Genomic DNA, 25212 nt, shown 5'->3' on the forward strand with positions numbered 1-25212 from the left:
CGCGGGATGGATCCGGCGCACAGGGCGCGACTCGGCGCCGAGGTGCGGCGGGGAAGGGGAGCCAGCGCCGGTCACTCACGACCAAGGGGGGCGTTTCAGGTCGCCCTTCGAACGACGCCGACACCGTCTTGTCCGCGCATGCGGGCGGGGCGCCTGGTCCAGAGGTTGCGACGCTAGTGCAGGGACGTAAGAACAGGGATGGCAGCGCTGCGGCGGAGCCGGAGCCGCGCGGCGGGACCGGTCCGACAACAGGCGGCTCCCAGCCCCCGCACGCCCAGAACCCGGGGCGCACGGCGTCCGTCGACGCCGGTGCGTCCGGTGGTTCGGCCACGCCCGCGCCGCCCTCGGCCAAGGCCAAGGCGCCCACCGGGCCCGGCCCGCGAATAGCCCTGCGGAACTGGCGCATCTCGACCCGTCTGGTCGCTCTGCTGACGCTGCCCGTGGTCGCCGCGACCTCGCTGGGCGCGCTACGCATCTCGGAGTCCCTCGACGAAATTCAGCAGCTCGACAACATGAAGCTGCTGACCGAGATGACGAAGAAGGCCACCGACCTGGCGTCGGCGCTGCAGGACGAGCGCGACCAGTCGGCGGGGCCGCTGTCGAACAACCCCAAGGCGTCCGACGACTTCAGCATCAAGGCGTCGCGAGCGAAGACGGACCGGGCCAGGTCGACGTTCCTCGATGGGACGTTCAGCGTCGAGGACGACAACCAGTCCAATCTGACGGGTGTGCACGACCACGTCGTGCAGATCGCGTCGCAGCTCACCACGCTCAAGAGCGTCCGCGAGGACGCCTACGCCCCCGGAGCGACGACGTCGCAGACCGTCGAGGCGTACAGCCGCATCATCGAGAACCTCCTGTCGCTCTCCACCGACATGGCGCAGGCGACCAGCAACCCGGAAATGATCGAGCGCACGCGCTCGCTCGCCGCGTTCTCCTCCGCGAAGGAGTACGCCTCCGAGCAGCGCGCCATCATCGCCGCCGCCCTGCCGCCGAACAGCTCCCAGTTCGGCAAGCTCTCGGAGACGGACCGGCAGTACGGTCTCTCCGCGGCCGAAAGTCTCGACAACTCGCTCAACTCCTTCCGCAACGTCTACGGGTCCGATGTGGCGAGCGAGCTTCTGAAGCCGCTCACGGAGAACAACGCCACCATCAAGGCGGCGGACACCTACGCGGACCGGGTCCTGTCCAAGTCGGACGGCATGCGGTCCCAGGACAAGCGCTCCTACAAGGACTGGGTCGACGCGGACAGCTCCCGTTTCCAGGAGATGTCCAAGATCGAGCTGACGCTGCTCAACCAGATGGAGCAGCAGGCGCGCGAGCTGCGCAACTCCTCCGAGCAGTCGGCCATCATCAACGGTGCGCTGATCCTGCTCGTGCTCGGCGTCTCGCTCGTCGGCGCGTTCGTCGTGGCCCGCTCCATGATCCGGTCGCTGCGCCGGCTGCAGGACACCGCGACCAAGGTCGCCCAGGACCGCCTGCCCGAGCTGGTCAAGCAGCTGTCCGAGTCCGACCCGCAGGACGTCGACACGTCCGTGGAGTCGGTCGGTGTGCACTCCCGGGACGAGATCGGCCAGGTCGCCGCGGCCTTCGACGACGTGCACCGCGAGGCGGTCCGCCTCGCCGCCGAGCAGGCCCTGCTGCGAGGCAACGTCAACGCGATGTTCACCAACCTGTCGCGCCGCTCGCAGGGCCTCATCCAGCGCCAGCTCTCCCTCATCTCCGAGCTGGAGTCGCGCGAGGCCGACCCCGACCAGCTCTCCTCGCTGTTCAAGCTCGACCACCTCGCGACCCGTATGCGCCGTAACGGTGAGAACCTGCTCGTGCTCGCGGGTGAGGAGCCCGGTCGTCGGTGGACGCGGCCCGTGCCGCTCGTCGACGTGCTGCGTGCCGCCGCGTCCGAGGTGGAGCAGTACGAACGCATCGAACTCGCCTCGGTGCCCCCGACCGAGGTCGCCGGCCGCGTGGTCAACGACCTCGTGCACCTGCTCGCCGAGCTGCTGGAGAACGCGACCTCGTTCTCGTCGCCGCAGACCAAGGTGAAGGTGACCGGTCACGCGCTGCCCGACGGGCGCGTGCTGATCGAGATCCACGACACGGGTATCGGCCTGTCCCCCGAGGACCTGGCCGCCATCAACGAGCGGCTCGCCGCGCCGCCCACCGTGGACGTGTCGGTCTCGCGCCGCATGGGTCTGTTCGTGGTCGGCCGGCTGTCGCAGCGGCACGGCATCCGTATCCAGCTCCGTCCTTCCGACTCCGGTGGTACGACCGCGCTGGTCATGCTGCCCGTCGATGTCGCCCAGGGCGGCAAGAAGATTCCCGGTCAGGGTGGTGCAGGCGGCCCGGGCGCGGCGCAGGCCCCCGGCGGCGCCGTCGGTGCCGCCGGTGCGCGGCGCGGTGTCGCGCCGGGCGCCAGTGGCGGCGGTCCTGGCCTCCTCGGCGCCGGGCCCAGTGCGGCGCGGCCGCAGGTCGGCGCCGGTGGTGGCCCCCGGGCGGCACTCCCCGCCCGCGACGGCGGCTCCCAGAACCCGCAGGGTCCGCAGAACCCGCAGGGTCCGCGCGACGGCGGCCAGCAGCGCGGCCCTCAGGCACCGCAGAATCCGCAGATGCCGCAGCGTCCGCAGGCCCCCCAGCCCGCTCACGCCCAGCAGAACCCGCAGGGCCCGCAGAATCCGCAGGCCCCGACCGGTTCGGGCACCGGCGCCTTCAACGGTGTCGGGCAGGGTCCCGTCCCGCCGCAGCAGCGCACGCACAACGACCCGGCCGAGAAGCAGGGGCGCCGCCGTCCGGTGCTGCCTCCGCGCGGCGGGCCGCGTGCCGAGCTGCCGGGCGGCAACCCGCAGCCCCGCGTGCCGAGTTGGAGCGACGAGAACGCGCAGCCGAACCTCGACGCGCCGCGCGGTCACGACGAGCCGGACTCGACGTCGCAGTTCCCGCGGATCCAGGACGAGCGGCAGGGCCCGGCTGCCACGGCCGAGTTCGCCCGCCCCGACTACGACGCGCCGCCTCCCGCGCCCCGCTCCGGCCCCGGCCAGGTTCCGGGCCAGGGCACCGGTCAGTTCGTCCGTAACGACGTGTTCGGCGGCATACCGAACGGGAACGGTGCGCCGGCCGCCGGTGGCAACGGCTTCCGGGACAGTGGCCTGCCGAACCGCCAGGACCCTTCCGGCACGGGCCAGTTCGAGCGCCCGCAGGACCCGGCCGACGCCGGTCTGTACGGCCGACCGCAGGACCCGTCCGGGACCGGCCAGTACGAGCGTCCCCAGGGTCCGGCCAACACCGGGCAGTACGGCCGGCCGCAGATCCCGTCCGACACCGGGCAGTACGAGCGGCCGCAGGGCCCCTCCGGCACCGGGCAGTACGAGCGGCCGCAGGACCCGTCGAACACCGGCCAGTACGAGCGTCCCGCCGCGCCGCGGCAGCGCGGTGGCGGGCAGGACCAGGGCGTCCCGCAGCAGGCACAGCAGTCGCAGCAGGAGTACCTGCCGCCGGCCAGCGAGCCGGGCGACGGTCGCACGCCGCTGTACGACACGCTGGAAACGAACTGGTTCCACGGCCAGCAGGGCCAGAGCCAGGGTCAGTACCAGGATCCGCAGCTCGGGCAGCAGGGCCACCCCCTGCCGCAGCGCGGTGCTCAGCAGGCCGCCCCGCAGCAGGCCCAGCAGCGTCCGCAGGCGCCCGCACGTCAGGCGCCCGCCTCCCCCGATTCCGGCCAGACCCAGGCCAATTGGCGGCAGTCCCCCAACGACGAGCTGATGCGTCAGGCCGAGCGGGTGCGCAAGCCCGCCGCGGGCGGCGTCACCGTCTCGGGTCTGCCGCGTCGTGTGCCCCGGGCGAACCTCGTGGCGGGCACGGCTCAGGAGCAGCAGCAGAACCAGACCGGTCCTCAGGTCTCACGCGCACCCGACGAGGTGCGCGGACGGCTGACCAATCTCCGTAGGGGCATCCAGCAGGGCCGGCAGGCCGGTGGCACCGGCCAGACCGGCAGCTACCCCCGCCCCACTCACCAGCAGGAGCGTTAGTTGAGCCAGATGAGCCAGGCGGCACAGAACCTGAACTGGTTGATCACCAACTTCGTGGACAACACGCCGGGGGTCTCCCACACGGTCGTGGTGTCCGCGGACGGCCTGCTGCTCGCGATGTCCGAGGGCTTTCCGCGCGATCGCGCGGACCAGCTGGCGGCCGTGGCGTCGGGTCTGACCTCGCTGACGGCGGGGGCCTCGAGAATCTTCGAGGGCGGGCCGGTGAATCAGACGGTCGTGGAGATGGAGCGCGGCTTTCTTTTCATCATGTCCGTCTCCGACGGATCATCGCTCGCCGTGCTCGCGCACCCGGACTGCGACATCGGTCTCGTCGGGTACGAGATGGCGCTCCTCGTCGACCGGGCCGGCGCCGTGCTCACCCCCGATCTCCGTGCAGAACTGCAGGGAACCCTGCTGCACTGACGGGGGTGACGACCGGTAACCCCGGCCACACCTGAAGTCTGGTGCACCACCAGCCCCAGAAGCCAGAGAAGACACGTAATCCCCTTCCGATCTGCGTCCCGTCACCGTACGGCCGTCACAATCCCCCCACCGGCCAACCCTCAGACGGCAGGCCCCCGCCCCGCCGTCCCGCCCGGAGGATCCATGACCCCGCCCACCGCTCCTCACGATCCGTACGGCAGCGCAGCCGCACACGCCGCCTACGGTTTTGAGGGCGACCAGCCGCTGGTCCGCCCCTACGCGATGACCGGCGGCCGGACCCGGCCGCGCTACCAGCTCGCCATTGAGGCGCTGGTCAGCACGACCGCCGACCCCTCAGCCCTGGGCACGCTGCTGCCCGAGCACCAGCGCATCTGCCACCTGTGCCGCGAGGTGAAGTCGGTCGCCGAGGTGTCGGCTCTGCTGTCGATGCCGCTCGGGGTGGCCCGGATCCTCGTCGCGGACCTGGCCGAGGCCGGGCTCGTCGCGATCCACCAGCCAGGCGGCGACGAGAACAACGGCGGCGCGCCGGACGTGACGCTGCTGGAAAGGGTGCTCAGTGGACTTCGCAAGCTCTGACGGCGCCACGGGGGCCGCTCCCCGGTCGACCACCTCGGCCAAGATCGTGGTGGCCGGTGGTTTCGGCGTCGGCAAGACGACGTTCGTCGGCGCCGTCTCCGAGATCAACCCGCTGCGCACGGAGGCCGTCATGACGTCCGCGTCCGCGGGCATCGACGACCTGACGCACACCGGGGACAAGACGACGACCACCGTCGCCATGGACTTCGGCCGCATCACGCTCGACCAGGATCTGATCCTGTACCTGTTCGGCACGCCGGGCCAGGACCGTTTCTGGTTCATGTGGGACGACCTGGTGCGCGGCGCGATCGGTGCGGTCGTCCTGGTGGACACGCGCCGCCTCGCGGACTGCTTCCCGGCGGTCGACTACTTCGAGAACTCCGGCCTGCCGTTCGTCGTCGCCCTCAACGGCTTCGACGGGCACCAGCCGTACGCCCCCGAAGAGGTGCGCGAGGCGCTGCAGATCGGCCCCGACGCCCCGATCATCACGACGGACGCCCGGCACCGTGCGGATGCAAAGAGTGCGCTGATCACGCTGGTGGAGCACGCTCTGATGGCTCGTCTCAAGTAGACGGAAACGGTCGAAATTCGGCCGACAAGTGGCCGGATACGTACGGCAGTTGTCGTAGGCCCTTTCGGCGGCCCCTGTGGGCTTTGACACGCGGGGCCGCTGTGTTCATAACGTTTCGACAGAGAATTCCGTGGGTGCGGACACACGTCGCGCACAGCCGGTTCCACTGTGCGCACAAGAGCCCCGCCTTTTGGCGGGGCTCGCTCTTTATGACCGTTTTATCTGGGGCATGCATCACGTGGAGCTTCCGGTTCCGACTGTTTGTGAGTGCACCTCCTGACGTGCTGGAATGCGCTGAACTGCCCAGTAGATACGGGCCTGGAGACACACAGCGGCACAACGTAGGTGCCGACGCCGAGAGGTTGTTGGTCGAGTGAGGCGAAGCAAGAACAGTCCCGAGCCGGCGTCGGCGCGGGGCAACTTCACCCCGCCGCCGCGCACAGCGGCGCAGGCCGCCCAGGCCGAGACGGCGCCACTGAAGCCGTCGGGCGGCCGGATGTCGCCGCGCAACTGGCGTGTGCCCACGAAGCTGAACGCGATCCTGCTCATACCCGTGCTGGTCGGCCTGGTCATGGGCGGCTTCCAGGTGAACAGCTCCATCGACACCTGGCACGAGGCCCAGGACGCCGAGAACACCGCGCGCCTGGTCCAGGCCTCGCTGAAGTACGGCGACCAGCTCATCCAGGAACGCGACGTCTCCGCCGCGCCCCTGCTCCAGGGCAAGAAGAACGACCCCAAGGTCGTGCGGGCCCGCGCGGCGACGGACACCGCCGCCGACGAGTTCCACGCGGCGGCGCAGAACATGCCGCACAAGGAGGGCCTGGAGCGCCGCATGGCGCAGTTCACCAAGGTCGAGGGCGGCCTGGACAAGCTGCGCGCCGCTTCGTACACCTCCAAGCTTCCCGGCGTGGCGACCGAAGAGGGCTATGTCGCCATCCAGCACCCGCTGATGGAGTTCGCCAACGAGCTGGGTCTCGGCACCGGAAACATCACCAGCTACGGCCGCACCGTCTACGCGATCTCGCTCACCAAGGCGGCGCTCTCCCTGGAGCGCTCCATCGGTATGCACCTGCTGGTGAAGCCCGGTCCGACCGTGACGACGTTCGCCAAGCAGCGCACCGCGCTCGGCAGCTACGCCTACCTCGAGGGCATCGCTCTCGAGGAGTACAAGGGCGGCGGTACGCAGCAGGACCTCGACAACCTCAACGCCACGATCAAGAAGCTGAAGTCCGACGGCGCCCAGCAGGCCGCCGCCGCCAAGGCGAAGGACCCGAGCTACGTCCCGCCGCCGGCCGACACCACCGAGATGGTCGGCGACATCGTGGCGCTGCCCAGCACTCAGCCCAGCGCCCGCCTCGCTCTCGCCCAGAAGGGCGTGACGGCGGAGAACTGGTGGGCGGTCAACACCGCGAAGTTCAACGCGTACCGCACGATCGAGTCGGACCTCGCCGACAAGGCCGTGACCGAGGCCTCCGGCATCGCCGACGACGCGAAGCGGGAAGCCGTCGTCATCGGCGCCGCCGTCGTGATCGCCCTGCTCGCGGCGTTCCTGCTCGCCGGGATGATGGCCCGCCAGATGTCCCGCTCGATGCGCCGCCTGCGCTCCGCCGCCTTCGACGTGGCCGAGCAGCGGCTGCCGATGCTCGTCGACCAGCTCTCGCGCACCGATCCGGGCCGCGTGGACACCCGCGTCCAGCCGATCCCGATCAACACCACGGACGAGATCGGCGAGGTCGCCCGCGCCTTCGACCAGGTGCACCGGGAAGCGGTACGGCTCGCCGCCGAGCAGGCCCTGCTGCGCGGCAACATCAACGCGATCTTCACCAACCTGTCGATCCGCAACCAGTCGCTGATCGAGGGCCAGCTGACCCTCATCACCGACCTGGAGAACAACGAGGCCGACCCGGACCAGCTGGAGAGCCTCTTCCGCCTGGACCACCTCGCGACCCGTATGCGCCGCAACGGCGAGAACCTCCTGGTCCTCGCCGGCGAGGAGCCCGGCCGCCGCTGGGACCAGCCGGTCCCGCTGGTGGACGTGTTGCGTGCCGCCACCTCCGAGGTCGAGCAGTACGAGCGTGTCGAACTGTCCGGCGTGCCGGAGGCCGACATCCACGGCCGCGCGGTCACCGACCTCGTGCACGCGCTCGCCGAGCTCTTGGAGAACGCCACGACGTTCTCCTCCCCGCAGACCAAGGTCCGCGTCACCGCGACCCGTCTCCCCGACAGCCGCATCATGATCGAGATCCACGACAAGGGCATCGGCCTCACCGCCGAGGACTTCGCGGACATCAACCACAAGCTGGCCAACCCGCCGACCGTGGACGCCGCGATCTCCCAGCGCATGGGCCTGTTCGTGGTCGGCCGCCTCGCCGACCGGCACGGCATCCGCGTCCAGCTGCGCCCCTCGGGCGAGCAGGCGGGCACGACGTCGCTGGTCATGCTCCCGGACGCGATCACGCACGGCGGCAGCGGGCAGCAGCAGGGCGAGGGCGAGTTCACCGTCTCGACGATGATTCCGCAGGAGCCGGTCTTCGTGAAGGAGCCGCTGCGCACCGCGGCCGAGCTCGGTTTCGACGACAGCCGCTACGAAGTGCCGGACGACGCCCGCGAGTTGGACCCGGTCGGCCGCTCCCTGATGCGGGAGGAGCGTCGTGCGGCCCTGGAGGCCCAGACGTACGGCCAGGACGCCGAGGGTCCGCAGCACTCCCAGCCGAACCAGCCGAACCACCCGGCCTTCGCAGAGCAGTCCGGGTACGACGGTCAGCAGCTCGGTTACGACCATCAGCAGCAGATCTCCTACGAGGATCAGCGGCAGGACGTCTACGACGACCGGCAGCAGGTCTCGTACGACGGTTTCGCCCCCGCGCAGCCGGGCTACGACCACGGTCAGCAGGACGCCTACACTCCTGGCCCTGCCACGCAGGACGGCTATGCGGAATCTCCCCGGGATTCCTACAACGCGTTCGAGCAGCCGGTCCGGCAGGCCGACTGGCAGGCGCGGGACAGCTACCAGGGCGACTTCCGGACGCCGTTCTCCCCCGAAGCGGAATCCGTGCAGGCCACTGACGCGACGGGCCGGGAGAGCGTAGGCTTCGAACCGGGTGCTACCACCGGTACGGGGATGGCGGCCGGTCCCTCCCCCTCCGTCTCGCACGATCTGACCGAGGCCGGCCTCCCGCGCCGCGGCTCCAGCGCCTCCCAGCGTCAGGAACCGGCGCAGGACGAGGCCGCCCAGGCCACCGAGGCCACCGAGGGCGCAGTGGCCGCCACCGACGACAGCTGGCGTTCGTCCAACGACGAGCGCTGGGGGCGCGCGGAGCGGCTGAAGCAGCCGACGGCGGGCGGGGTCACCTCGTCCGGGCTGCCGCGCCGGGTACCCAAGGCCAACCTGATCGAGGGCACCGCGGAATCGACGCCGCAGGGCGGACCGCAGATATCCCGCGCCCCCGAGGATGTGCGGGGCAGGCTGAGCAATCTGCGCCGGGGCGTGCAGCGCGGGCGCAGTGAAGGCAGTGGCGAGCAGCAGTGACCGTAGTGACGATGAACGGCCAGGACAGCGGGTTTCCCGGTGGCCCTGACAGCACCTACTCCCAGGAGCGTTAGTGTGAGCCCGATGAGCCAGGCGGCACAGAACCTGAACTGGTTGATCACGAACTTCGTGGACAACACCCCCGGGGTGTCCCACACCGTGGTGGTCTCCGCCGACGGACTTCTTCTGGCGATGTCCGAAGGGTTCCCCCGTGACCGCGCCGACCAGCTGGCGGCGGTCGCGTCGGGACTGACCTCGTTGACCGCGGGCGCGTCCCGCATCTTCGAGGGAGGCGCGGTGAACCAGACAGTTGTGGAGATGGAGCGAGGATTCCTCTTCATCATGTCCGTATCCGACGGTTCTTCTCTTGCCGTCCTTGCACACCCCGAGGCGGACATTGGTCTCGTTGGGTACGAGATGGCCCTTCTTGTCGACCGTGCGGGTTCGGTTCTCACGCCCGACCTGCGTGCGGAGCTCCAGGGAAGCCTTCTCAACTAACAGACAGGCGGTGCGTTTTCGCGCCTCGTGGCCGTAAAGTTTCGGGACGCGGCTCCACAGTGATGGTGCCCAGCGCAGTCGGAGGAGGAGTACGTGTCTGGTTCAGCAACACCCCCGAGCGGTTCGTCGGCCCATTGGCCGCCCTACGGCCCTGCCCAGGGTCAGGGTCAGCCCGGCGCGGGTCGTGACGATGGTTCGCAGAACCGGTACAACTTCCCCTCCACGCCGAGCCACGCCCGGCCCACCCGGCAGCCCGGTCCTTACGACCAGCCGCCCGCGCCCCGCATCCAGCCCGTGCAGCCGCAGCCGCGTCCTGACGCGAGGCCCGCGCCCGCCGCCAACAATCCCCTGGTGCGCCCGTACGCCATGACGGGCGGCCGCACCAGGCCGCGCTACCAGCTCGCCATCGAGGCGCTGGTGCACACCACCGCGCAGCCGCACCAGTTGCAGGGCCAACTGCCCGAGCACCAGCGGATCTGCCATCTCTGCCGAGAGATCAAGTCGGTGGCCGAAATTTCGGCCCTGCTCACCATCCCCCTCGGCGTGGCCAGGATTCTCGTCGCCGACTTGGCGGAAGCGGGCCTGGTCGCCATCCATCAGCCCGGCGGCGACGACAGCGCCGGCGGCCAGCCAGACGTGACCTTGCTCGAAAGGGTGCTCAGTGGACTTCGCAAGCTCTAGCGGAGGGCCGGTTGCTCAAAGTCGCTCCACCACGTCCGCGAAGATCGTGGTGGCGGGCGGCTTCGGCGTCGGCAAGACGACGTTCGTCGGCGCCGTGTCGGAGATCAACCCGCTGCGCACCGAGGCCGTCATGACGTCCGCGTCCGCGGGCATCGACGACCTGACCCACACCGGGGACAAGACGACCACGACGGTCGCCATGGACTTCGGCCGCATCACGCTCGACCAGGATCTGATCCTGTACCTGTTCGGCACGCCGGGCCAGGACCGTTTCTGGTTCATGTGGGACGACCTGGTGCGCGGCGCGATCGGCGCCATCGTCCTGGTGGACACGCGCCGCCTCGCGGACTGCTTCCCGGCGGTCGACTACTTCGAGAACTCCGGCCTGCCGTTCGTCATCGCCCTCAACGGCTTCGACGGCAGCCAGCCCTACGGCCCTGACGAGGTCCGTGAAGCGCTGCAGATCGGCCCGGACACCCCGATCATCACGACGGACGCGCGACACCGTGCAGATGCAAAGTCTTCGTTGATCACCTTGGTCGAGCACGCGTTGATGGCGCGCCTGCGCTAGCCGGACCATGGTCCGTCTTGTACCTTCGCCCCGCTGGTGTGCACCAGCGGGGCGATTCTGTTCTCCGCGCCGTCGTTGCCAATTGGAATCCGGCGCCACCTCTCGGCCATGCTCGGGCGGTCTCCTCCGGCCAGGTCCGCACGTCCCTCACATGCGTGTTGTGTCCGGACACTTGCGCGTACGGGCAGTAATACCTTTGGCTATAGGTTGAGTTCGTCCGAGATGTCCGGTACCGAGTCTGACCGGATCTGCATACCTGCCACTGTGATGATTTCGCTCGCTCTCGCGCTCACCTTGTGGGGGCGGGACGATGTGCGATGTCCGCCCTAACTAAGGGCGATATGAGAGCAGGAAGCGGAGCCATCCGATGAGTTTGTCCCACCCGGGCGCCAGGGCTACCAGAGTCGGTGCCGTCGTGGCGAGACCCGAAAGGCCTCCAAGTCCGCGGCCCGAGCCGCCGGGAAGTGCCTGTGCCTCGGAGCAGCACCCGCTGCACGACGCGCTTCGCGAGGCACAGGAAGGCGACGAACGGGCTTTCCGTACCGTCTACGAGATGCTGCAGCCCCGACTCCTTCCGTACGCGCGCGCCCTGGTGGGCGTGACGGAAGCCGAGGACGTGCTCTCCGACAGCTGGCTCCAGATCGCCCGGGACCTGCACAAGTTCCGGGGTGACGGCGCGGGCTTCCACGGTTGGTGCAATCGGATCGTGCGCAACAGGGCGCTGGACCACATCCGTTGGCGCAAGCGCCGCCCCGAGTCCATCGACGACGTCTCGGAGATGGGCGAACGGCCCGCCCCGGACGACACGTCCGAGCAGGCCCTGAGCACCATCGGCACCGAGCGGGCCATGGCCCTGGTGGCCCAGCTTCCGCGCCAGCAGGCGGAGGCAGTGATGCTGCTCGCCGTCGTCGGACTCGACGCCAAGCGCGCGGCCGGCATCCTCGGCAAGCGCGTCGGTGCCGTGCGCACGGCCGCCCACCGCGGCATCCGCAAGCTCTCCTGCCTCGTCACGGAGACCGCACACCCGTAGCTGCTCGCAGCCGCGCTCCTCGGCAACTCCTGGCAGCCATCCGGCGCGAGGAGTTCCCCGCACCACCTTCCGCCCCGCGCGGAAGGCGCGCCCAGGCCCCCGGCGCGGACGCACCCACCGGACACGCGGCTCCGCACAGACGGAGCCGGCTCGTGCGTGTCCTTCGGTCGCGTCCACACCCGCGTTCACCGGTCGATGCAGAACCGGTCGCGCGAGGACGGGCCCAGCCCTTCCGTGTCGCCCTCTCACAGGGCCCAGCACGCGGATGCCTGCCGCTCTTCTCGCTCACCGGCCCCGGCACCACCCGGTCGAATCGCGGGGATCCGCACGCCCCTGAGCGAACACGCAGAGGATTCGAATGCATACGCACAGACACACAGCGACGCCACCGTCGCCGCTGCCCCGTAGGACAGTGGCGACGGTGGCGTCGGATTGCTCCCTGCGGGCCCGGAAAGGGCCTGCCCGGTCAGCCGGACACGTCGGTGTCGACGTCGCCCAGCGCCAGTTCGGCCCACACCACCTTTCCGGTGGGCGTCGGGGTCATACCGACCGCGGAGGCCTGGGCGGCCACCAGGAACAGGCCTCGGCCGCCGGTCGACATGAAGTCGGGCGGCTCGGTGGGTATCACCACCAACTCGGGCGACGAGTCCGTCACTTCGAGGCGGACGCCACCGTCGGTCCGACGCATGACGAACTCGAACATGCTGTCGTCACAGTGCCGCACGTTGCTGCACAGCTCCGTCGCGACGAACGAGGTGTCGTAGACCAGCTTCTGCAGCCCCCAGCAGCGCAGGCGGGCGCCCACGATCCTGCGGATCTGCTCCAGGCGTTGCGGGCTGTACTCCATACGGATCGCACACGGCCGATCGATCACATCGACCTCATCCGTTGGCTGGTCCGGCATTACCCCTCCGGGGGTCGCGTAGCGGTCAACTCGCTTGCAGACACTGCACGTTGCGTGAGCATCATGTATCCGAAAGTATTGCTGAGGCAAGTATTACGCTCGAGTACTATGCCGTTGGGAGGGAAACGCATATGACAGTTGTGTGGCCGGAAGGGGCGGGACATCATGTGGCCATGTCCCAGAGCGAGATGCCCACCATGCGCAGCCGCCGCCTCGGTGCCGAGCTGCGCCAACTGCGCACCGATGCCGGCCTGAAGGTCAACGACGCGGCCTTGGCACTCGAGTGCGGACAACCCAAAATCAGTCAGATCGAGACGGGCAAACGCGGCATTCGCCAGCTGGATCTGACAACTTTGCTCAATCTGTACGGTGTCGTGGACGAGAAGCAGCGGGCCAACCTCAAGCGGCTGGCCAAGGACGTCCACCAGGTCGACTGGTGGTCCGGACAAGGGCCGCTCCTCAGCGACGACTTGCGCGACTACCTGACGCTGGAATCGGATTCTTCGCTCGTGCGGTCTTTTGAACCGTCGGTGCTACCTGGGCTGTTGCAGACAGAGGCATATATGCGTGAGATATTCACCGCAGGAGCGGAAGCGGATCGAGTCGAACCCCTTGTGAAGACTCGACTGAAGCGCAAGGATCTACTCAGCGGGTCTGCAGAATTCCGCCTGAGAGTTGTCATCGACACCGCCGCGTTGCACCGGATTCCCGGGCCGCAAGAGTTGATCGATGAACAGTTTGAACACCTGATAGAAACAGGTGAGTTGCCCAATGTCACCATCCAGGTTCTGCCCCTGGACATAACCTTGCCTCTGGCGCAGTACGCTCCGTACACGCTCTTCACCATGCGCGGAGAACCTTCGGTACAGGTGGCATGGTTGGAGCATATGACCGGTGGCACGCTCCTTGAGCAACGCCCCGACGTGGAGATGTACACCAAGGCCTGGGACGACCTGACGGCCGGCGCACTTTCTCCGGCCCAGTCCCGTCAGTACATCAAAGACCGAATCAAGCATGAAAGCGGGTCGTGATGCCCCCCACTTCCGCACCCACCGCGGCATACCTCGAAATCGGGTCAGCGGTGTGGCACAAGAGCACTTTCAGCGGCGCATCCAACGGATGTGTCGAACACGCAACACTATCTTCGAACCTGCGGGCGGTCCGCGATACGAAGAACCGGGAGTCCGGAGCGATCGTCTTCGATTCCCCAGCATGGCTGGCATTTGTTGAAGGCGTAAACTCGGGGGCTTTGTCGCTATGAGCACGCCAACGACGGACACCCTTTCCTCCGATATCGAGATCGACTTCGACATCGAGCGGGAAAAGGCACACCTGTACTCTCTCGACCTCTCCGATGTCCAGTGGCGAAGCGCCCCGGGCGGCCCCGCGGACGGGCCTGTGGAGGTCGCCGCGCTCGGAGACGGAGGAGTGGCCATGCGCAACCCGGCGGACCCGCGAGGACTCGTCCTGCGGTTCAACGCCCGGGAGTGGGAGGCCTTCAGGCTGGGGGCGCTGCACGGCGAGTTCGACTGAGTAGGCGCCTGACGCACGCAGAAAGTGAGCCCCGCCCGGTTCGGGCGGGGCTCACTTTCTGCGGGGCGCGGGCGGGCCGGAGACAGGCGCTCAGCCCTGCCAGGAGTGCGGCGCGCGGAAGCCGTACTGGCGCTCCAGGCGGCGCCAGCCGGCCTTGTCGCGGCCGCGGGCGGGCGCGACAGGTGCGGTGGCGGCGCGGGCCAGCAGGATCGCGGTGATGGCCGCGACCTCCTCGGGCTCGGCGTGGCCCTTCTCGACACGGATGTCAGGCATGGACATAGGGGCAGGTCTCCTACGAGTAGGTGCCGCTACTGCGGCGGGTTGCCGTGCTTGCGGGACGGCAGGTCGGCGTGCTTGGTGCGCAGCATCGCGAGGGAGCGGGCGAGTACCTCGCGGGTCTCGGCGGGGTCGATGACGTCGTCGACCAGGCCGCGTTCGGCCGCGTAGTACGGGTGCATCAGCTCGGCCTTGTACTCCTTGACCATGCGGGTGCGCATGGCCTCGGGGTCCTCGGCCTCGGCGATCTGCCGGCGGAAGATCACGTTGGCCGCGCCCTCGGCGCCCATCACGGCGATCTCGTTGGTCGGCCAGGCGTAGGTGAGGTCGGCGCCGATGGACTGGGAGTCCATGACGATGTAGGCACCTCCGTACGCCTTGCGCAGGATCAGCGAGATCCGCGGCACGGTCGCGTTGCAGTACGCGTACAGCAGCTTGGCGCCGTGCCGGATGATCCCGCCGTGCTCCTGGTCGACCCCGGGAAGGAAGCCCGGGACGTCGAGAAGGGTCACGATGGGGATGTTGAAAGCGTCGCACATCTGGACGAAGCGGGCAGCTTTTTCGCTCGCCTCGATGTCCAGGACGCCCGCGAGGGCCTGCGGCTGGTTGGCGACGATGCCGACGACCTGGCCGTCCAGGCGGGCCAGGGCGCAGATGATGTTGCGCGCCCAGCGCTCGTGGACCTCCAGGTAGTCGCCGTCGTCGACGAGCTCCTCGATGACCTTGGTCATGTCGTAGGGGCGGTTGCCGTCCGCCGGGACCAGGTCCAGCAGGACGTCGCCGCGCCGGTCCGCCGGGTCGTCGGAGTCGACGGTGGGCGGGTTCTCGCGGTTGTTCTGCGGGAGCATCGACAGGAGGTAGCGGACCTCGGCGATGCAGGTCTCTTCGTCGTCGTAGGCGAAGTGGCAGACGCCCGAGGTCTCGGCGTGCACATCGGCGCCGCCCAGGCCGTTCTGGGTGATCTCCTCGCCGGTGACCGCCTTGACCACGTCGGGTCCGGTGATGAACATCTGCGAGGTCTCGCGGACCATGAACACGAAGTCGGTGAGAGCCGGGCTGTAGGCCGCGCCACCCGCGCACGGGCCGAGCATCACGCTGATCTGCGGGATGACACCGGACGCCTTGGTGTTGCGCTGGAAGATGCCGCCGTACCCGGCAAGGGCACTGACACCCTCCTGGATGCGGGCGCCCGCGCCGTCGTTCAGCGAGACCAGCGGCGCACCGGCCGCGATGGCCATGTCCATGATCTTGTGGATCTTCGTGGCGTGGGCCTCGCCCAGCGCGCCACCGAAGATCCGGAAGTCGTGCGCGTAGACGAAGACCGTCCGGCCCTCGACCGTGCCCCAGCCGGTGATCACACCGTCCGTGTAGGGCTTCTTGGCCTCCAGGCCGAAGCCGACCGCGCGGTGCCGGCGCAACTGCTCGACCTCGTTGAACGACCCTTCGTCCAACAGCAGCTCGATACGCTCGCGCGCCGTCAGCTTGCCCTTGGCACGCTGGGCCGCGGTCGCCTTCTCACTGGGTCCGCGCACCGCCTGCTCACGAATCGCGTGCAGCTCGGCAACGCGCCCACGGGCGTCGGTGGGCTCGTCCCCTGGAGTGGAGGCGGTCTCGTCCAAAACGGTCATGTAGTGACCTTACGAAGCCGACCAAGGAAAACGGGCCGTCGACTTCGGACAGTCTCCGGCTCGTTTTCCTGGTAGCCCTGAACAGAACCCGGGCCGCGTGCAGCTGAAGTTACTGCTCAAGACCCTGTCGGCTTGTAGAGGTCGTACAAAGATGCCGCATGAGAGACCCGTCACACTCCGCAGCGGAAGCGCGCTTTTCGGCTACTGGGTACACGCGTAGACGGCGCTCGCTCCCAGCTCCTCCTCGATCCGGATGAGCCGGTTGTACTTGGCCGTGCGGTCGGAGCGCGACAGGGAACCCGTTTTGATCTGGCCGCAGCCGGTGGCCACCGCCAGGTCCGCGATCGTCGTGTCCTCGGTCTCGCCCGAGCGGTGCGAGATGACCGTGGCCCAGCCGGCCCGGCGGGCCGCGGAGACGGTGCCGAGCGCCTCGGTCAGCGTACCGATCTGGTTGACCTTGACCAGGACCGCGTTGCCCACCCCGGTCCTGATGCCCTCCCTGACCAACGCCTCGTTCGTGCAGAACACGTCGTCGCCGGTGAGCTGGCAGCGGTCGCCGACGCGGGCGGTCAGCTCCCGCCAGCCGTCGAGGTCGGTCTCCGCCATCGGGTCCTCGACGGAGACCACGGGGTAGGCGTCGATCAGCTTGGCCAGGTAGTCGACCTGGTCGGCCGAGGTGCGGCGGACGCCTTCGCCGGTGTACGCGTACACGCCGTCGCGGTAGAACTCCGAGGACGCCGGGTCCATGACGAGGCCGATGTCGGCGCCCGGCCGGTATCCGGTGCGTTCGATCGCGGCCATGACGAAGTCGAGCGCCTCCTCGGCCGTGCGCAGCGCGGGCGCGAAGCCGCCCTCGTCGCCGACGCCGGTGGAGTGGCCGGCGGCGAGGAGGTCGCGGCGCAGCGTGTGGAAGACCTCCGAGCCCATCCGGACGGCTTCGGCGAAGGTCGCCGCGCCGACCGGCGCGATCATGAACTCCTGGAAGTCCAGCGGATTGTCGGCGTGGGCGCCGCCGTTGACGATGTTCATCATCGGCATGGGCAGGACGCGGGCGTCGGCCCCGCCGAGGTAGCGGTACAGGGGCAGCCGGTGGGCCGCCGCTGCGGCCTTGGCGGCGGCGAGCGAGACACCGAGCAGGGCGTTGGCGCCGAGCCTGGACTTGGTGGGGGTGCCGTCGAGGGCGATCAGGGTGGCGTCGAGACCGGCCTGGTCGTCGGCGTCGCGCCCGGTGACCGCGGCCGCGATCTCGCCCTTCACGTGCGCCACCGCCCGGTCGACGCCCTTGCCGTGCCAGCGCCCCGCTTCGCCGTCGCGCAGTTCGACGGCTTCGCGGGCGCCGGTGGAGGCGCCGGAGGGGACGGCGGCGCGGCCCAGGGAGCCGTCGGCGAGGACGACATCGACCTCGACGGTGGGGTTGCCGCGGCTGTCGAGGACGGCGCGGGCGGTGACGGAACGAACAGCGGTGTCCTTGACGGTGGAATCAAGTGCCGGTGCGGGCATGGGAGTTCCTTCGCTTGTCACGTGCCGGACCCCGGCTGCGACGACGCTGGCGCTGAGCCCGACGGAGCGAAACTCTACAGCATTGCTGTTCAGTCAGGCTGTTCAGTCACTCTGTTCAGTTGTGCTGTTCAGTCTCGCTGCACAGCGTGGCTCAGCAGGTCGGCTGTGCGGTTTCGCTGGATACCGGCGGGTTAAAGTTCCGTATGCCCACCCCGGAATCCGCCGCCGTCGCCGCCGAACTGCGTACCGCGATGGGCAAGCTCACGCGGCGCGTGAAGCACGAGGACCGGATTCCGCTCGGGCAGGTCGCCGTGCTCGGCGTCCTCGACCGCGACGGCGCCATGACCACCAGCGACCTCGCCGCGGACCAGCGCGTACGCCCCCAGTCGATGGCCCGCGCCGTGGGCCTGCTGATGGAGCAGGGCCTGATCACCCGCCGCCCCCACCCCACGGACGGCCGCAAGCACCTGGTGGAGCTCTCCGACACCGGACGGGCCGCGCTCGAAACGGAGCGCGGCCGCCGGGCCGGCTGGCTCGCTCAGGCCATCGAGGCCGAACTGACCGGCGAGGAGCGGGAGTTGCTGGCGCGCGGCGCCGCCCTCATGGAGCGTCTCGCCGCGCGCTAGCTCCGCCCAGGTGCGAGCTCAGCAGCCGCCGCAGTTGTAGTAGAGGACGTCCCAGTGGTTGCCCTCGTCGGCGTAGATGTTGCCGGAGCCCGACTTGTACTGGGGAGCGCCGTCACCGCGTAGCCCTATGTAGGTGAAGGTGTTCTTGATGTAGTTCGTGACGCAGGTGCTCTTGCCGAAGTCGAGCTTGTAGCCGTTCCAGTGCGAGTACGTGCCGCTCGCGTGGCCGGTCTCGGTGCCGCCGGTGATGTTGAGCGCGCAGCCGGTGGCGCCCTTGAGGGTCTGGGCGCCCTGGGCGGTGGCGAGGTTGAGCTGGTCGAAGGACGTGCAGGTCGCGTTGTTGCGGTTCGAACAGCCTCCGGAGGACGACCAGGTGACGCCGACCGAGCTGAACATCGAGGTCGCGGTGGCGTGACTGATCTTGGTGGCGGCGAAGGCGTCGGTCGCGCCGGCGAGGACGCCGAAGCCCGGGGCGACGAGGGCGCCGGTGGTGAGCGCGAGCGCGGTGAGTGCCGAGCGGATACGCATGGGGAGTTCCTTCCTGCTGTTGACCGTGCTGACCGTGCTGGCTGTGGGACGGCTGTGATGCAGGTGGAGCAAGGGAATGGTGCCCGGTTCTACGCGCGTCCGGAAGAGCGCCTACGCGATCCCCGGGCGCAATCGGGGTGTAATCGCAGAAACACGCTGCGGATGATGTTGAAGGTTGAACATTTCCGCGCTAGAGTCGTCTCTGTTGATAGTTCAACGTTCAACATCATCCGGCATCCACCGTGCCGCCCGTCCCCCCAAGGAGCACGTCATGGGCATCTTCGGCCGCAAGAACGAGACCACCGACACCGGCACCGCGACCCCCGCCGCGGTCAACCCCGACCTGGCCGCCGTCACCGGCGACTACACGGTCGACCCCGCGCACACGACGCTCGGCTTCGTGGCCCGGCACGCCATGGTGACGAACGTGAAGGGCGCCTTCTCGGACTTCACCGGCGAGCTGCACCTGGACGGCGAGGACCCCGCCAAGTCCTCCGCCTCGTTCGACGTGCAGATGGCGAGCATCGACACGGGCAACGCCGACCGTGACGGCCACCTGAAGAGCGCGGACTTCTTCAAGACCGACGAGTTCCCGACGATGACGTTCCGTTCGACGTCCGTCGAGGCGCTGGGCGGCGACGACTACCGCATCACGGGTGACCTGTCGATCCTGGGCACCACCAAGCCGCTCACCATCGACCTTGAGTACAACGGCTCGGCGAAGGACCCGTTCGGCAACGAGCGCGCCGGTTTCGAGGGCAAGGCCGAGATCCTGCGCTCCGCGTGGGGCCTGTCCTGGAACGCGGCGCTGGAGACCGGTGGCGTCCTCGTCTCCGACAAGATCAAGCTGACCTTCGACATCTCGGCGATCAAGAACGCCTGACCCTGCCGGGGTGTTCAGCGAGTTGAGGCGGTCACGAGTTGCGTGGCCGCCAACTCGGCGTTCCGGCAGCCCCGTTCGCGGAGCTCGGGGTGGGCTCCCTGGGCACGTGCGCGCCCCTTTTTGAGTACGACGATGCGGTCCGCGTCGACGACCGTGGACAGCCGGTGCGCGATCACCAGCAGTACTCCACGGTGACCCACAGGGGTGTCGAGGCCTGCCGGGAGCCGGGCCACCGGATCATCGAGTTGGGTACGGGACACCGCATCCCGTACGTCGTGGTCCGTCGCCTCGGGGGCCGCGTACAGCAGGTTGTCGCGCAGGGCGCCCGCGAGGACGGGCGCGCCATGTTCCACGTAGCCGAGTGCCGCGCGCAGAGCGGGCAGGGGCCAGTCGCGGATGCAGCGGCCGTCGACCGTGAGGCTGCCGGAGTCGTGGTCGTAGAAGCGTTCCAGCAGGGCGAAGACCGTGGACTTGCCGGCGCCGGACGGGCCGACGAGCGCGGTGAGGCCGCCGGCCGGGGCCTCGAAGGTGACGCCGTCGTGCGCGGGGGCGCGGGTCTCGTCGTACCGGAAGACGACGTCGCGGAACGCGACCCGGACGGGCCCGGACACCAACTCCCCTGCGTAGCCGACTTGTTGCTCCTCTCCCGGAAGGTCCTCGATCTCCGAGATGCGGGCGATCACCGCGAGCCCGCTGTTGAGGCCGACCCAACCTTCCGTCAACTGCCCCACTCGCCGCGTGACCTGGCTCACAAACTCCGCGCACATGTCACATTCCACCCGTCCCCCACCGTCACAACTGTGAGCACCGACGGGAGGCATTCATGTCCGAGCGCATCGCCGACTGGGCCGACGGCCGGCTGGGGATCTACGGCCTGGGCCGCAAATACCTGCGGAAGGTCTTCCCCGACCACTGGTCGTTCCTGCTGGGCGAGGTCTGCCTCTACACGTTCATCATCCTGATCCTGACGGGCGTCTACCTGACGCTCTTCTTCCATCCTTCGATGAACGAGGTTCAGTACAACGGCAGTTACGTGCCGCTGAGCGGCGTACGGATGTCGGAGGCGTACTCGTCGACGCTCGACATCAGCTTCGACGTGCGCGGCGGCCTGCTCATCCGGCAGATCCACCACTGGGCCGCGCTGATCTTCGTGGCGGCGATGTTCGTGCACATGATGCGGCACTTCTTCACCGGCTCGTTCCGCAAGCCCCGGGAGCTGAACTGGCTGTTCGGCTGGCTGCTGCTCTTTCTCGCCCTGTTCGAGGGCCTGTTGGGGTACTCGCTCCCCGACGACCTGCTGTCAGGGGCGGGCATGCGCCTCATCGAGGGCATGACGCTCTCCGTCCCGATCGTCGGGACGTACCTCTCGTTCTTCCTCTTCGGCGGCGAGTTCCCCGGCAACGACATCGTGGGCCGCTTCTACTCTCTCCACGTGCTCCTGCTGCCGGGCATCATGGCGGCGCTCGTCGTCACCCACCTGATCCTCGTCTTCTACCACAAGCACACCCAGTTCCCCGGCCCGGGAAAGACCGAGCGCAACGTGGTCGGCCAGCCCTTCTTCCCCGTCTACGTCGCGAAGGCGGGCGGCTTCTTCTTCCTGGTCTTCGGGGTGGTGGCGGTGGTCGCGGCCATCGCGTCGATCAACCCCGTCTGGGTGTACGGGCCCTACCGCCCCGACCAGGTCTCCACCGGCGCGCAACCCGACTGGTACCTCGGATTCGCGGAGGGTCTTGTGCGCGTCATGCCCGGCTGGGAGATCGCCTACTGGGGCCACACCCTCAACCTCGGCATTCTCGTCCCGCTCGTCGCGTTCCCGCTGTGGCTGGCCCTCATCGGGGTGTGGCCGTTCATCGAGGCGTGGATCACCGGCGACCGCCGCGAACACCATCTTCTCGACCGGCCTCGAAATCGGCCTGTCCGTACGGGACTCGGTGTCGCCTGGCTGACCGGGTTCTTCGTGGCGATGGGGGCCGGCGGCAACGACCTCTGGGCCACGCGCTTCCACCTCTCCGTGAACGCCATCACCTGGTTCGCGCGGGTGGCGCTGATCGCCGGACCCGTCCTCGCGTACGTCGTCACGAAACGGATCTGCCTGGGCTTGCAGCGCCGCGACCGGGACAAGGTGCTGCACGGGCGGGAGACGGGGATCATCAAGCGCCTGCCCCACGGTGAGTACGTGGAGGCCCACGAGCCCCTGGAAGCCGGGGAGTTGTACCGCCTGACCCAGCATGAGCAGCCTGCCGCGCTGGAAGCCCTCCCGGACACGGACGAACACGGGGTGCGGCGGCGTGTGCGGGCCGTGCAGCGGTTGCGGGTCGCGTTGTCGCAGTGGATGTACGGGGAAGGGTCCCGGATTCCCAAGGCTCGGCGGGAGGAGTTGGAGCCCGGGTCCGCACGTCACTGACTCCCGAACTCGCACCACACGATCTTCCCCGGGTTTCGCCCGGCGATGCCCCACTTGTCGGCGAGCGCCGCCACGAGGTGCAGCCCGCGGCCATGTTCGGCCTCGGGCCCCGGTGCGTCGGCGGCGACCGTGCCGTCTCCGCTGTCCTCCACCTCGATCCGGATGACCCGGTGCTCGCACATCGCGATGTGCAGCCGGAAACCTCTGCCCTACGGGGTGCCGTGCAGCAGTGCGTTGGTCGCCAGTTCGCTCACGCACAGGAGTACATCGTCACAGCGTTCAATTGCATGCCAGTCGTCAAGGGCCCACGCCGTGAACGCGCGAGCCGTGGGGATCGATTTGCGTTCGCGTCGGTAGAACGCCTCGCGCTGCAGCGGGTGTTGATCCATGCGGTGACTGTTGCGCCTGTGCGATGCGCTTCGGCAGCGCGGCAGGTCGTACATCTGCATTTGTACGAGTCCGCGCCGGTCGGGACGGGTTGAGGAGGGGAACGGTGCGCGTATTTTTTGAAGAAGCAGGTGACTTCGTGGCATGCGATCGGGGCTCAGATCGCCAACTACCGATAGCACGCTGGGATGACGCAGGCCGAGTTGGCCGACCGGCTGCGCGTGAGTCAGGACAAGGTGGCGTCGATCGAGCAGGGGCGGAGGCCGGTTAGCCTGGCGCTGGCCGAGTCTCTCGATGAACTCTTCGATACCCGGGGCTCGTTGAAGGTCGCGGTGGCCAAGATTCCAGCCCGGGAGAAGTTCCCGCTATTCGTGGCCGATCTGGTGGAGCTGGAGCAGCAGGCGCGCGCGATCCAGACGTACGAGACCCAGGTCGTGCCCGGACTACTGCAGACGCCGGAGTACATGCGCGCAGTCTTCGATTCCAGTTATCCGCCGATCGAGGACGAGACGCTGGAGGACTGGCTCGCCGGGCGTTTGGAGCGGCAGGCGATCTGGGAGCGTGAGCACCCGCCTTGGTGCAACTTCATCATCGAGGAGGTGGCCTTTCACCGCCCCGTCGGCGACCCGGATGTGATGCGGGCGCAGGTCCGTCGGGTTGTCGAACTGGGCGAACTCCAATGCATGGGCATCCAGATCATGCCTACTCTGCGGCGACCGCACGCCGGGCTCAGCGGCCCGATGGTGCTGGTCGAGACGGTCGACCACGACAGCGTGGCTTACCTGGAGGACCAGTGCATCAGCGCCCTCGTCGAAGACGCCGACGAGGTGCACTCGCTCCAACTCAAGTATGGAATGCTGCGGTCACAGGCACTATCGCCCGACGAGAGCGCACGCTTGCTGGACGGACTGCTAGGAGCATGATGGACACCGCAGCACGACCACACGGCCGCGCAACCACCGACCTCGCGTGGTTCAAGTCCAGCTACAGCGGCAGCCAAGGCGGCGATTGCCTCGAAGTCGCCTGCGACTGGCAGAAGTCGACCTACAGCGGCGACAACGGCGGCAATTGTCTCGAGGTCGCTAGCGGCTGGCGGAAGTCGCCATACAGCACCGACCAGGGCGGCAACTGCCTGGAGGTCGCCACCCACCCCACCGCCATCCACATCCGCGACTCCAAGAACAACCCCGCCACCGGAGCCGTGCTCACCGTCACCCCCGACACCTGGACCGCATTCCTGCGCACCCATGCCACCCGCCCCTGAGCGGAGCGTAAGCGCCGAGAGTGTCAGACGGGAGATTCTCGATCCTGACGCGGGGCCGGACCCCTACATACTGCGGGGCGCCCGCGTACGGGGAGCGCTCGCGCTGGACGGGGCCGAGATCCGGCGGCTGGTGCGGTTCGAGGGGTGTCGGTTCGACGGGCCGATGACGCTGGAGGGCGCGAGCACGCTGGCGTTCACCGTCACCGACTGCGTGCTGCCCGGGTTCGTGGCGCCGACCGCGCAGATCGGCGGGCGGCTCGACCTGCGGGGGTCGACGATCACCGGGGGCCGTCGCGGCGCGGTGAACATCGTCCACGCACACATAGCGGGCGGGCTGCGGCTCGACGGGGCGCACCTGGTCACGACGGAGGAGATCGCGCTGAACGCGGGCGGTCTCGTCATCCAGGGCGGAGTCTTCTGCGAGAACGGGTTCGTCGCGCACGGCCAAGTGCTGGTGCCGGGCGCCGAGTTGGCGGGCGGGCTGTGGATGCGCGGGGCCCGGATCGTGGTCGGCGCCCCGGAGGAGATCGCGTTCAACGGGGACGGGGTGCGGGCTTCGACGGTCCGGCTGCACGAGGGGTTCCGGGCCGAGGGGCGGGTGCGGCTGCGCGGGGCGCGGATCGAGGACCTGCTGACGTTCCATGATGCCGAACTCCTCGGCGTGGGCTCGTCGTTGATGGCGGTCGGCGCGCAGGTGGAGGCTTTGGACCTGCGGTTCGCCCGACCGCCTGCTGGCGGCGTGAACCTGCGTAATGCCCGCGCGACCCGCATCCAGGACCGGCCGGCCACGTGGCGCGCCCCGCTGGGTCTGGACGGCCTGACGTACGACTGGATGGAGTCGTCGGCGGCCACCCAGCGCGAGGACACCGCGAACCGGCTGGCGTGGCTGCGCCTGCAGCCCGCGTTCGCACCGCAGCCGTACGAGCAATTGGCCGCGTACTACCGGAGGTTGGGGCACGAGGACGAGGCGCGGCGGGTCCTGCTGGTGCGGGAGCGAAGACGGCGCGGCACTCAGCGCCCGCTGGGGCGGGTGTGGGGCTGGCTGCTCGAGGCGACCGTGGGGTACGGGTACCGGCCGTGGATCGCCGGGATCTGGCTGATGCTGCTCACCCTGCTCGGCTCGCTCGTCTTCCACACCCATACTCCCCTGCCGAACAAGGCGGGCGAGGGCGCACCGTTCAACCCGGTCGCGTACACGCTCGACCTGCTGATCCCGGTGGGCGGGCTCGGCCAGCGGGACGGCTGGCACTGGGCCGAGGGCGGCGTCCAGGGGCTCGCGTACCTACTGATCGCCCTCGGCTGGGTGCTGACGACGACCGTGCTTGCCGGAGTGACGCGGGCGCTCAGCCGGAACTAG

At 68.9% G+C, this 25212-nt stretch carries 22 protein-coding genes and 3 pseudogenes; 18 read left to right on the top strand and 7 right to left on the bottom strand.

Annotated elements, in window-relative coordinates:
* The first annotated feature begins 176 nt into the window (after positions 1 to 176).
* The 9 genes and pseudogenes from ACIREE_RS22475 to ACIREE_RS22515 all read left to right on the top strand — a co-directional run bounded on the left by ACIREE_RS22475 (position 177) and on the right by ACIREE_RS22515 (position 11922).
* Complete coding sequence (locus ACIREE_RS22475; RefSeq protein ID WP_404154827.1) at positions 177 to 4022, top strand: nitrate- and nitrite sensing domain-containing protein; 3846 nt, start codon at positions 177 to 179, stop codon at positions 4020 to 4022.
* A gap of 9 nt (positions 4023 to 4031) precedes the next feature.
* Positions 4032 to 4445: a roadblock/LC7 domain-containing protein gene (locus ACIREE_RS22480; protein ID WP_356494565.1), complete on the top strand. Its 414-nt coding sequence runs from the start codon at positions 4032 to 4034 to the stop codon at positions 4443 to 4445.
* A gap of 183 nt (positions 4446 to 4628) precedes the next feature.
* Positions 4629 to 5042, top strand: coding sequence for a DUF742 domain-containing protein (locus tag ACIREE_RS22485; protein WP_363196419.1), 414 nt, complete (start codon positions 4629 to 4631; stop codon positions 5040 to 5042).
* Positions 5023 to 5613: a GTP-binding protein gene (locus ACIREE_RS22490; protein ID WP_404154830.1), complete on the top strand. Its 591-nt coding sequence runs from the start codon at positions 5023 to 5025 to the stop codon at positions 5611 to 5613. Before ACIREE_RS22485 ends, ACIREE_RS22490 begins: the two co-directional genes overlap by 20 nt.
* A 373-nt stretch (positions 5614 to 5986) precedes the next feature.
* Positions 5987 to 9216: pseudogene (locus ACIREE_RS22495) on the top strand (nitrate- and nitrite sensing domain-containing protein).
* A 10-nt stretch (positions 9217 to 9226) separates the two neighbouring features.
* Positions 9227 to 9640: a roadblock/LC7 domain-containing protein gene (locus ACIREE_RS22500; RefSeq protein WP_053725133.1), complete on the top strand. Its 414-nt coding sequence runs from the start codon at positions 9227 to 9229 to the stop codon at positions 9638 to 9640.
* Positions 9641 to 9733: 93 nt separating this feature from the next.
* Positions 9734 to 10321 carry a DUF742 domain-containing protein gene (locus ACIREE_RS22505; protein ID WP_404154832.1) on the top strand — a complete coding sequence of 196 codons (588 nt, stop codon included), beginning with the start codon at positions 9734 to 9736 and terminating at the stop codon, positions 10319 to 10321.
* The gene (locus ACIREE_RS22510; RefSeq protein WP_363196416.1) at positions 10302 to 10892 is read left to right on the top strand and encodes an ATP/GTP-binding protein; all 591 of its coding nucleotides are present in this window, start codon (positions 10302 to 10304) and stop codon (positions 10890 to 10892) included. Before ACIREE_RS22505 ends, ACIREE_RS22510 begins: the two co-directional genes overlap by 20 nt.
* 553 nt (positions 10893 to 11445) lie before the next feature.
* Entirely contained in the window at positions 11446 to 11922 is a 477-nt protein-coding gene (locus ACIREE_RS22515) for an RNA polymerase sigma factor (RefSeq protein WP_404154835.1), read from the top strand.
* A gap of 466 nt (positions 11923 to 12388) precedes the next feature.
* Here the strand turns inward: ACIREE_RS22515 and ACIREE_RS22520 are convergent, their stop codons facing one another.
* Positions 12389 to 12826 (bottom strand): ATP-binding protein, encoded by a 438-nt coding sequence (locus ACIREE_RS22520; protein ID WP_404154838.1) that lies wholly within the window; start codon positions 12824 to 12826, stop codon positions 12389 to 12391.
* A 173-nt stretch (positions 12827 to 12999) separates the two neighbouring features.
* Here ACIREE_RS22520 and ACIREE_RS22525 point away from each other — a divergent pair, with 173 nt between their 5' ends.
* From ACIREE_RS22525 to ACIREE_RS22535, 3 genes are read left to right on the top strand one after another with little or no spacing between them, the layout of a single operon-like run.
* Entirely contained in the window at positions 13000 to 13857 is an 858-nt protein-coding gene (locus tag ACIREE_RS22525) for a helix-turn-helix domain-containing protein (RefSeq protein ID WP_404154840.1), read from the top strand.
* Positions 13857 to 14087 (top strand): DUF397 domain-containing protein, encoded by a 231-nt coding sequence (locus ACIREE_RS22530; RefSeq protein ID WP_404154843.1) that lies wholly within the window; start codon positions 13857 to 13859, stop codon positions 14085 to 14087. The genes ACIREE_RS22525 and ACIREE_RS22530 overlap by 1 nt, the downstream gene beginning before the upstream one ends.
* Positions 14084 to 14359, top strand: coding sequence for a DUF397 domain-containing protein (locus tag ACIREE_RS22535; protein ID WP_404154846.1), 276 nt, complete (start codon positions 14084 to 14086; stop codon positions 14357 to 14359). The genes ACIREE_RS22530 and ACIREE_RS22535 overlap by 4 nt, the downstream gene beginning before the upstream one ends.
* Before the next feature lie 90 nt (positions 14360 to 14449).
* Here the strand turns inward: ACIREE_RS22535 and ACIREE_RS22540 are convergent, their stop codons facing one another.
* The 3 genes from ACIREE_RS22540 to eno form a co-directional block, all read right to left on the bottom strand.
* Positions 14450 to 14638, bottom strand: coding sequence for an acyl-CoA carboxylase subunit epsilon (locus tag ACIREE_RS22540; RefSeq protein WP_404154849.1), 189 nt, complete (start codon positions 14636 to 14638; stop codon positions 14450 to 14452).
* 29 nt (positions 14639 to 14667) lie between these two features.
* Positions 14668 to 16263 (bottom strand): acyl-CoA carboxylase subunit beta, encoded by a 1596-nt coding sequence (locus tag ACIREE_RS22545; RefSeq protein WP_404154851.1) that lies wholly within the window; start codon positions 16261 to 16263, stop codon positions 14668 to 14670.
* Between the two features lie 201 nt (positions 16264 to 16464).
* The gene (eno, locus tag ACIREE_RS22550) at positions 16465 to 17763 is read right to left on the bottom strand and encodes a phosphopyruvate hydratase (RefSeq protein WP_404154854.1); all 1299 of its coding nucleotides are present in this window, start codon (positions 17761 to 17763) and stop codon (positions 16465 to 16467) included.
* A 203-nt stretch (positions 17764 to 17966) separates the two neighbouring features.
* Between eno and ACIREE_RS22555 the strand changes: the two genes are divergently transcribed.
* Positions 17967 to 18389: a MarR family winged helix-turn-helix transcriptional regulator gene (locus ACIREE_RS22555; protein WP_404154857.1), complete on the top strand. Its 423-nt coding sequence runs from the start codon at positions 17967 to 17969 to the stop codon at positions 18387 to 18389.
* 18 nt (positions 18390 to 18407) lie between these two features.
* Here the strand turns inward: ACIREE_RS22555 and ACIREE_RS22560 are convergent, their stop codons facing one another.
* Positions 18408 to 18917 (bottom strand): hypothetical protein, encoded by a 510-nt coding sequence (locus tag ACIREE_RS22560; RefSeq protein ID WP_404154860.1) that lies wholly within the window; start codon positions 18915 to 18917, stop codon positions 18408 to 18410.
* Positions 18918 to 19188: 271 nt separating this feature from the next.
* Between ACIREE_RS22560 and ACIREE_RS22565 the strand changes: the two genes are divergently transcribed.
* The gene (locus ACIREE_RS22565) at positions 19189 to 19800 is read left to right on the top strand and encodes a YceI family protein (protein WP_404154863.1); all 612 of its coding nucleotides are present in this window, start codon (positions 19189 to 19191) and stop codon (positions 19798 to 19800) included.
* A gap of 14 nt (positions 19801 to 19814) precedes the next feature.
* Here ACIREE_RS22565 and ACIREE_RS22570 read toward each other — a convergent pair.
* Positions 19815 to 20531 (bottom strand): annotated as a pseudogene (locus ACIREE_RS22570) (ATP-binding cassette domain-containing protein); the annotation flags it as partial.
* A gap of 92 nt (positions 20532 to 20623) precedes the next feature.
* Here ACIREE_RS22570 and ACIREE_RS22575 point away from each other — a divergent pair.
* The gene (locus ACIREE_RS22575) at positions 20624 to 22204 is read left to right on the top strand and encodes a cytochrome bc complex cytochrome b subunit (RefSeq protein WP_404154866.1); all 1581 of its coding nucleotides are present in this window, start codon (positions 20624 to 20626) and stop codon (positions 22202 to 22204) included.
* Here ACIREE_RS22575 and ACIREE_RS22580 read toward each other — a convergent pair.
* A pseudogene (locus ACIREE_RS22580) lies at positions 22198 to 22593 on the bottom strand (ATP-binding protein). The gene ACIREE_RS22575 and the pseudogene ACIREE_RS22580 sit on opposite strands and share 7 nt — an antisense overlap.
* Positions 22594 to 22779: 186 nt before the next feature.
* Between ACIREE_RS22580 and ACIREE_RS22585 the strand changes: the two are divergent.
* Genes ACIREE_RS22585 through ACIREE_RS22595 form a run of 3 tightly spaced genes read left to right on the top strand, consistent with a single transcriptional unit; the run spans position 22780 to position 25212 of the window.
* Positions 22780 to 23514, top strand: a complete 735-nt coding sequence (locus tag ACIREE_RS22585; protein ID WP_404154869.1) for a helix-turn-helix transcriptional regulator — start codon at positions 22780 to 22782, stop codon at positions 23512 to 23514.
* A complete protein-coding gene (locus ACIREE_RS22590; protein WP_404154873.1) occupies positions 23511 to 23855 on the top strand; it encodes a DUF397 domain-containing protein in 345 nt (114 codons plus the stop codon). Before ACIREE_RS22585 ends, ACIREE_RS22590 begins: the two co-directional genes overlap by 4 nt.
* Positions 23839 to 25212 (top strand): oxidoreductase, encoded by a 1374-nt coding sequence (locus ACIREE_RS22595; RefSeq protein ID WP_404154875.1) that lies wholly within the window; start codon positions 23839 to 23841, stop codon positions 25210 to 25212. Before ACIREE_RS22590 ends, ACIREE_RS22595 begins: the two co-directional genes overlap by 17 nt.

The organism is Streptomyces sp. NPDC102467, assembly GCF_044765445.1.
Taxonomy (GTDB): domain Bacteria; phylum Actinomycetota; class Actinomycetes; order Streptomycetales; family Streptomycetaceae; genus Streptomyces.

Excerpts from the sequence above, each read along its gene's own strand:
- ACIREE_RS22480 (WP_356494565.1), top strand. The coding sequence starts at position 4,032 with ATGAGCCAGGCGGCACAGAACCTGAACTGGTTGATCACCAACTTCGTG.
- ACIREE_RS22485 (WP_363196419.1), top strand. The coding sequence starts at position 4,629 with ATGACCCCGCCCACCGCTCCTCACGATCCGTACGGCAGCGCAGCCGCA.
- ACIREE_RS22500 (WP_053725133.1), top strand. The coding sequence starts at position 9,227 with ATGAGCCAGGCGGCACAGAACCTGAACTGGTTGATCACGAACTTCGTG.
- ACIREE_RS22515 (WP_404154835.1), top strand. The coding sequence starts at position 11,446 with ATGCTGCAGCCCCGACTCCTTCCGTACGCGCGCGCCCTGGTGGGCGTG.
- ACIREE_RS22520 (WP_404154838.1), bottom strand. The coding sequence starts at position 12,826 with ATGCCGGACCAGCCAACGGATGAGGTCGATGTGATCGATCGGCCGTGT.
- ACIREE_RS22525 (WP_404154840.1), top strand. The coding sequence starts at position 13,000 with ATGTCCCAGAGCGAGATGCCCACCATGCGCAGCCGCCGCCTCGGTGCC.
- ACIREE_RS22530 (WP_404154843.1), top strand. The coding sequence starts at position 13,857 with ATGCCCCCCACTTCCGCACCCACCGCGGCATACCTCGAAATCGGGTCA.
- ACIREE_RS22535 (WP_404154846.1), top strand. The coding sequence starts at position 14,084 with ATGAGCACGCCAACGACGGACACCCTTTCCTCCGATATCGAGATCGAC.
- ACIREE_RS22540 (WP_404154849.1), bottom strand. The coding sequence starts at position 14,638 with ATGTCCATGCCTGACATCCGTGTCGAGAAGGGCCACGCCGAGCCCGAG.
- ACIREE_RS22545 (WP_404154851.1), bottom strand. The coding sequence starts at position 16,263 with ATGACCGTTTTGGACGAGACCGCCTCCACTCCAGGGGACGAGCCCACC.
- eno (WP_404154854.1), bottom strand. The coding sequence starts at position 17,763 with ATGCCCGCACCGGCACTTGATTCCACCGTCAAGGACACCGCTGTTCGT.
- ACIREE_RS22555 (WP_404154857.1), top strand. The coding sequence starts at position 17,967 with ATGCCCACCCCGGAATCCGCCGCCGTCGCCGCCGAACTGCGTACCGCG.
- ACIREE_RS22560 (WP_404154860.1), bottom strand. The coding sequence starts at position 18,917 with ATGCGTATCCGCTCGGCACTCACCGCGCTCGCGCTCACCACCGGCGCC.
- ACIREE_RS22565 (WP_404154863.1), top strand. The coding sequence starts at position 19,189 with ATGGGCATCTTCGGCCGCAAGAACGAGACCACCGACACCGGCACCGCG.
- ACIREE_RS22575 (WP_404154866.1), top strand. The coding sequence starts at position 20,624 with ATGTCCGAGCGCATCGCCGACTGGGCCGACGGCCGGCTGGGGATCTAC.
- ACIREE_RS22585 (WP_404154869.1), top strand. The coding sequence starts at position 22,780 with ATGACGCAGGCCGAGTTGGCCGACCGGCTGCGCGTGAGTCAGGACAAG.
- ACIREE_RS22590 (WP_404154873.1), top strand. The coding sequence starts at position 23,511 with ATGATGGACACCGCAGCACGACCACACGGCCGCGCAACCACCGACCTC.
- ACIREE_RS22595 (WP_404154875.1), top strand. The coding sequence starts at position 23,839 with ATGCCACCCGCCCCTGAGCGGAGCGTAAGCGCCGAGAGTGTCAGACGG.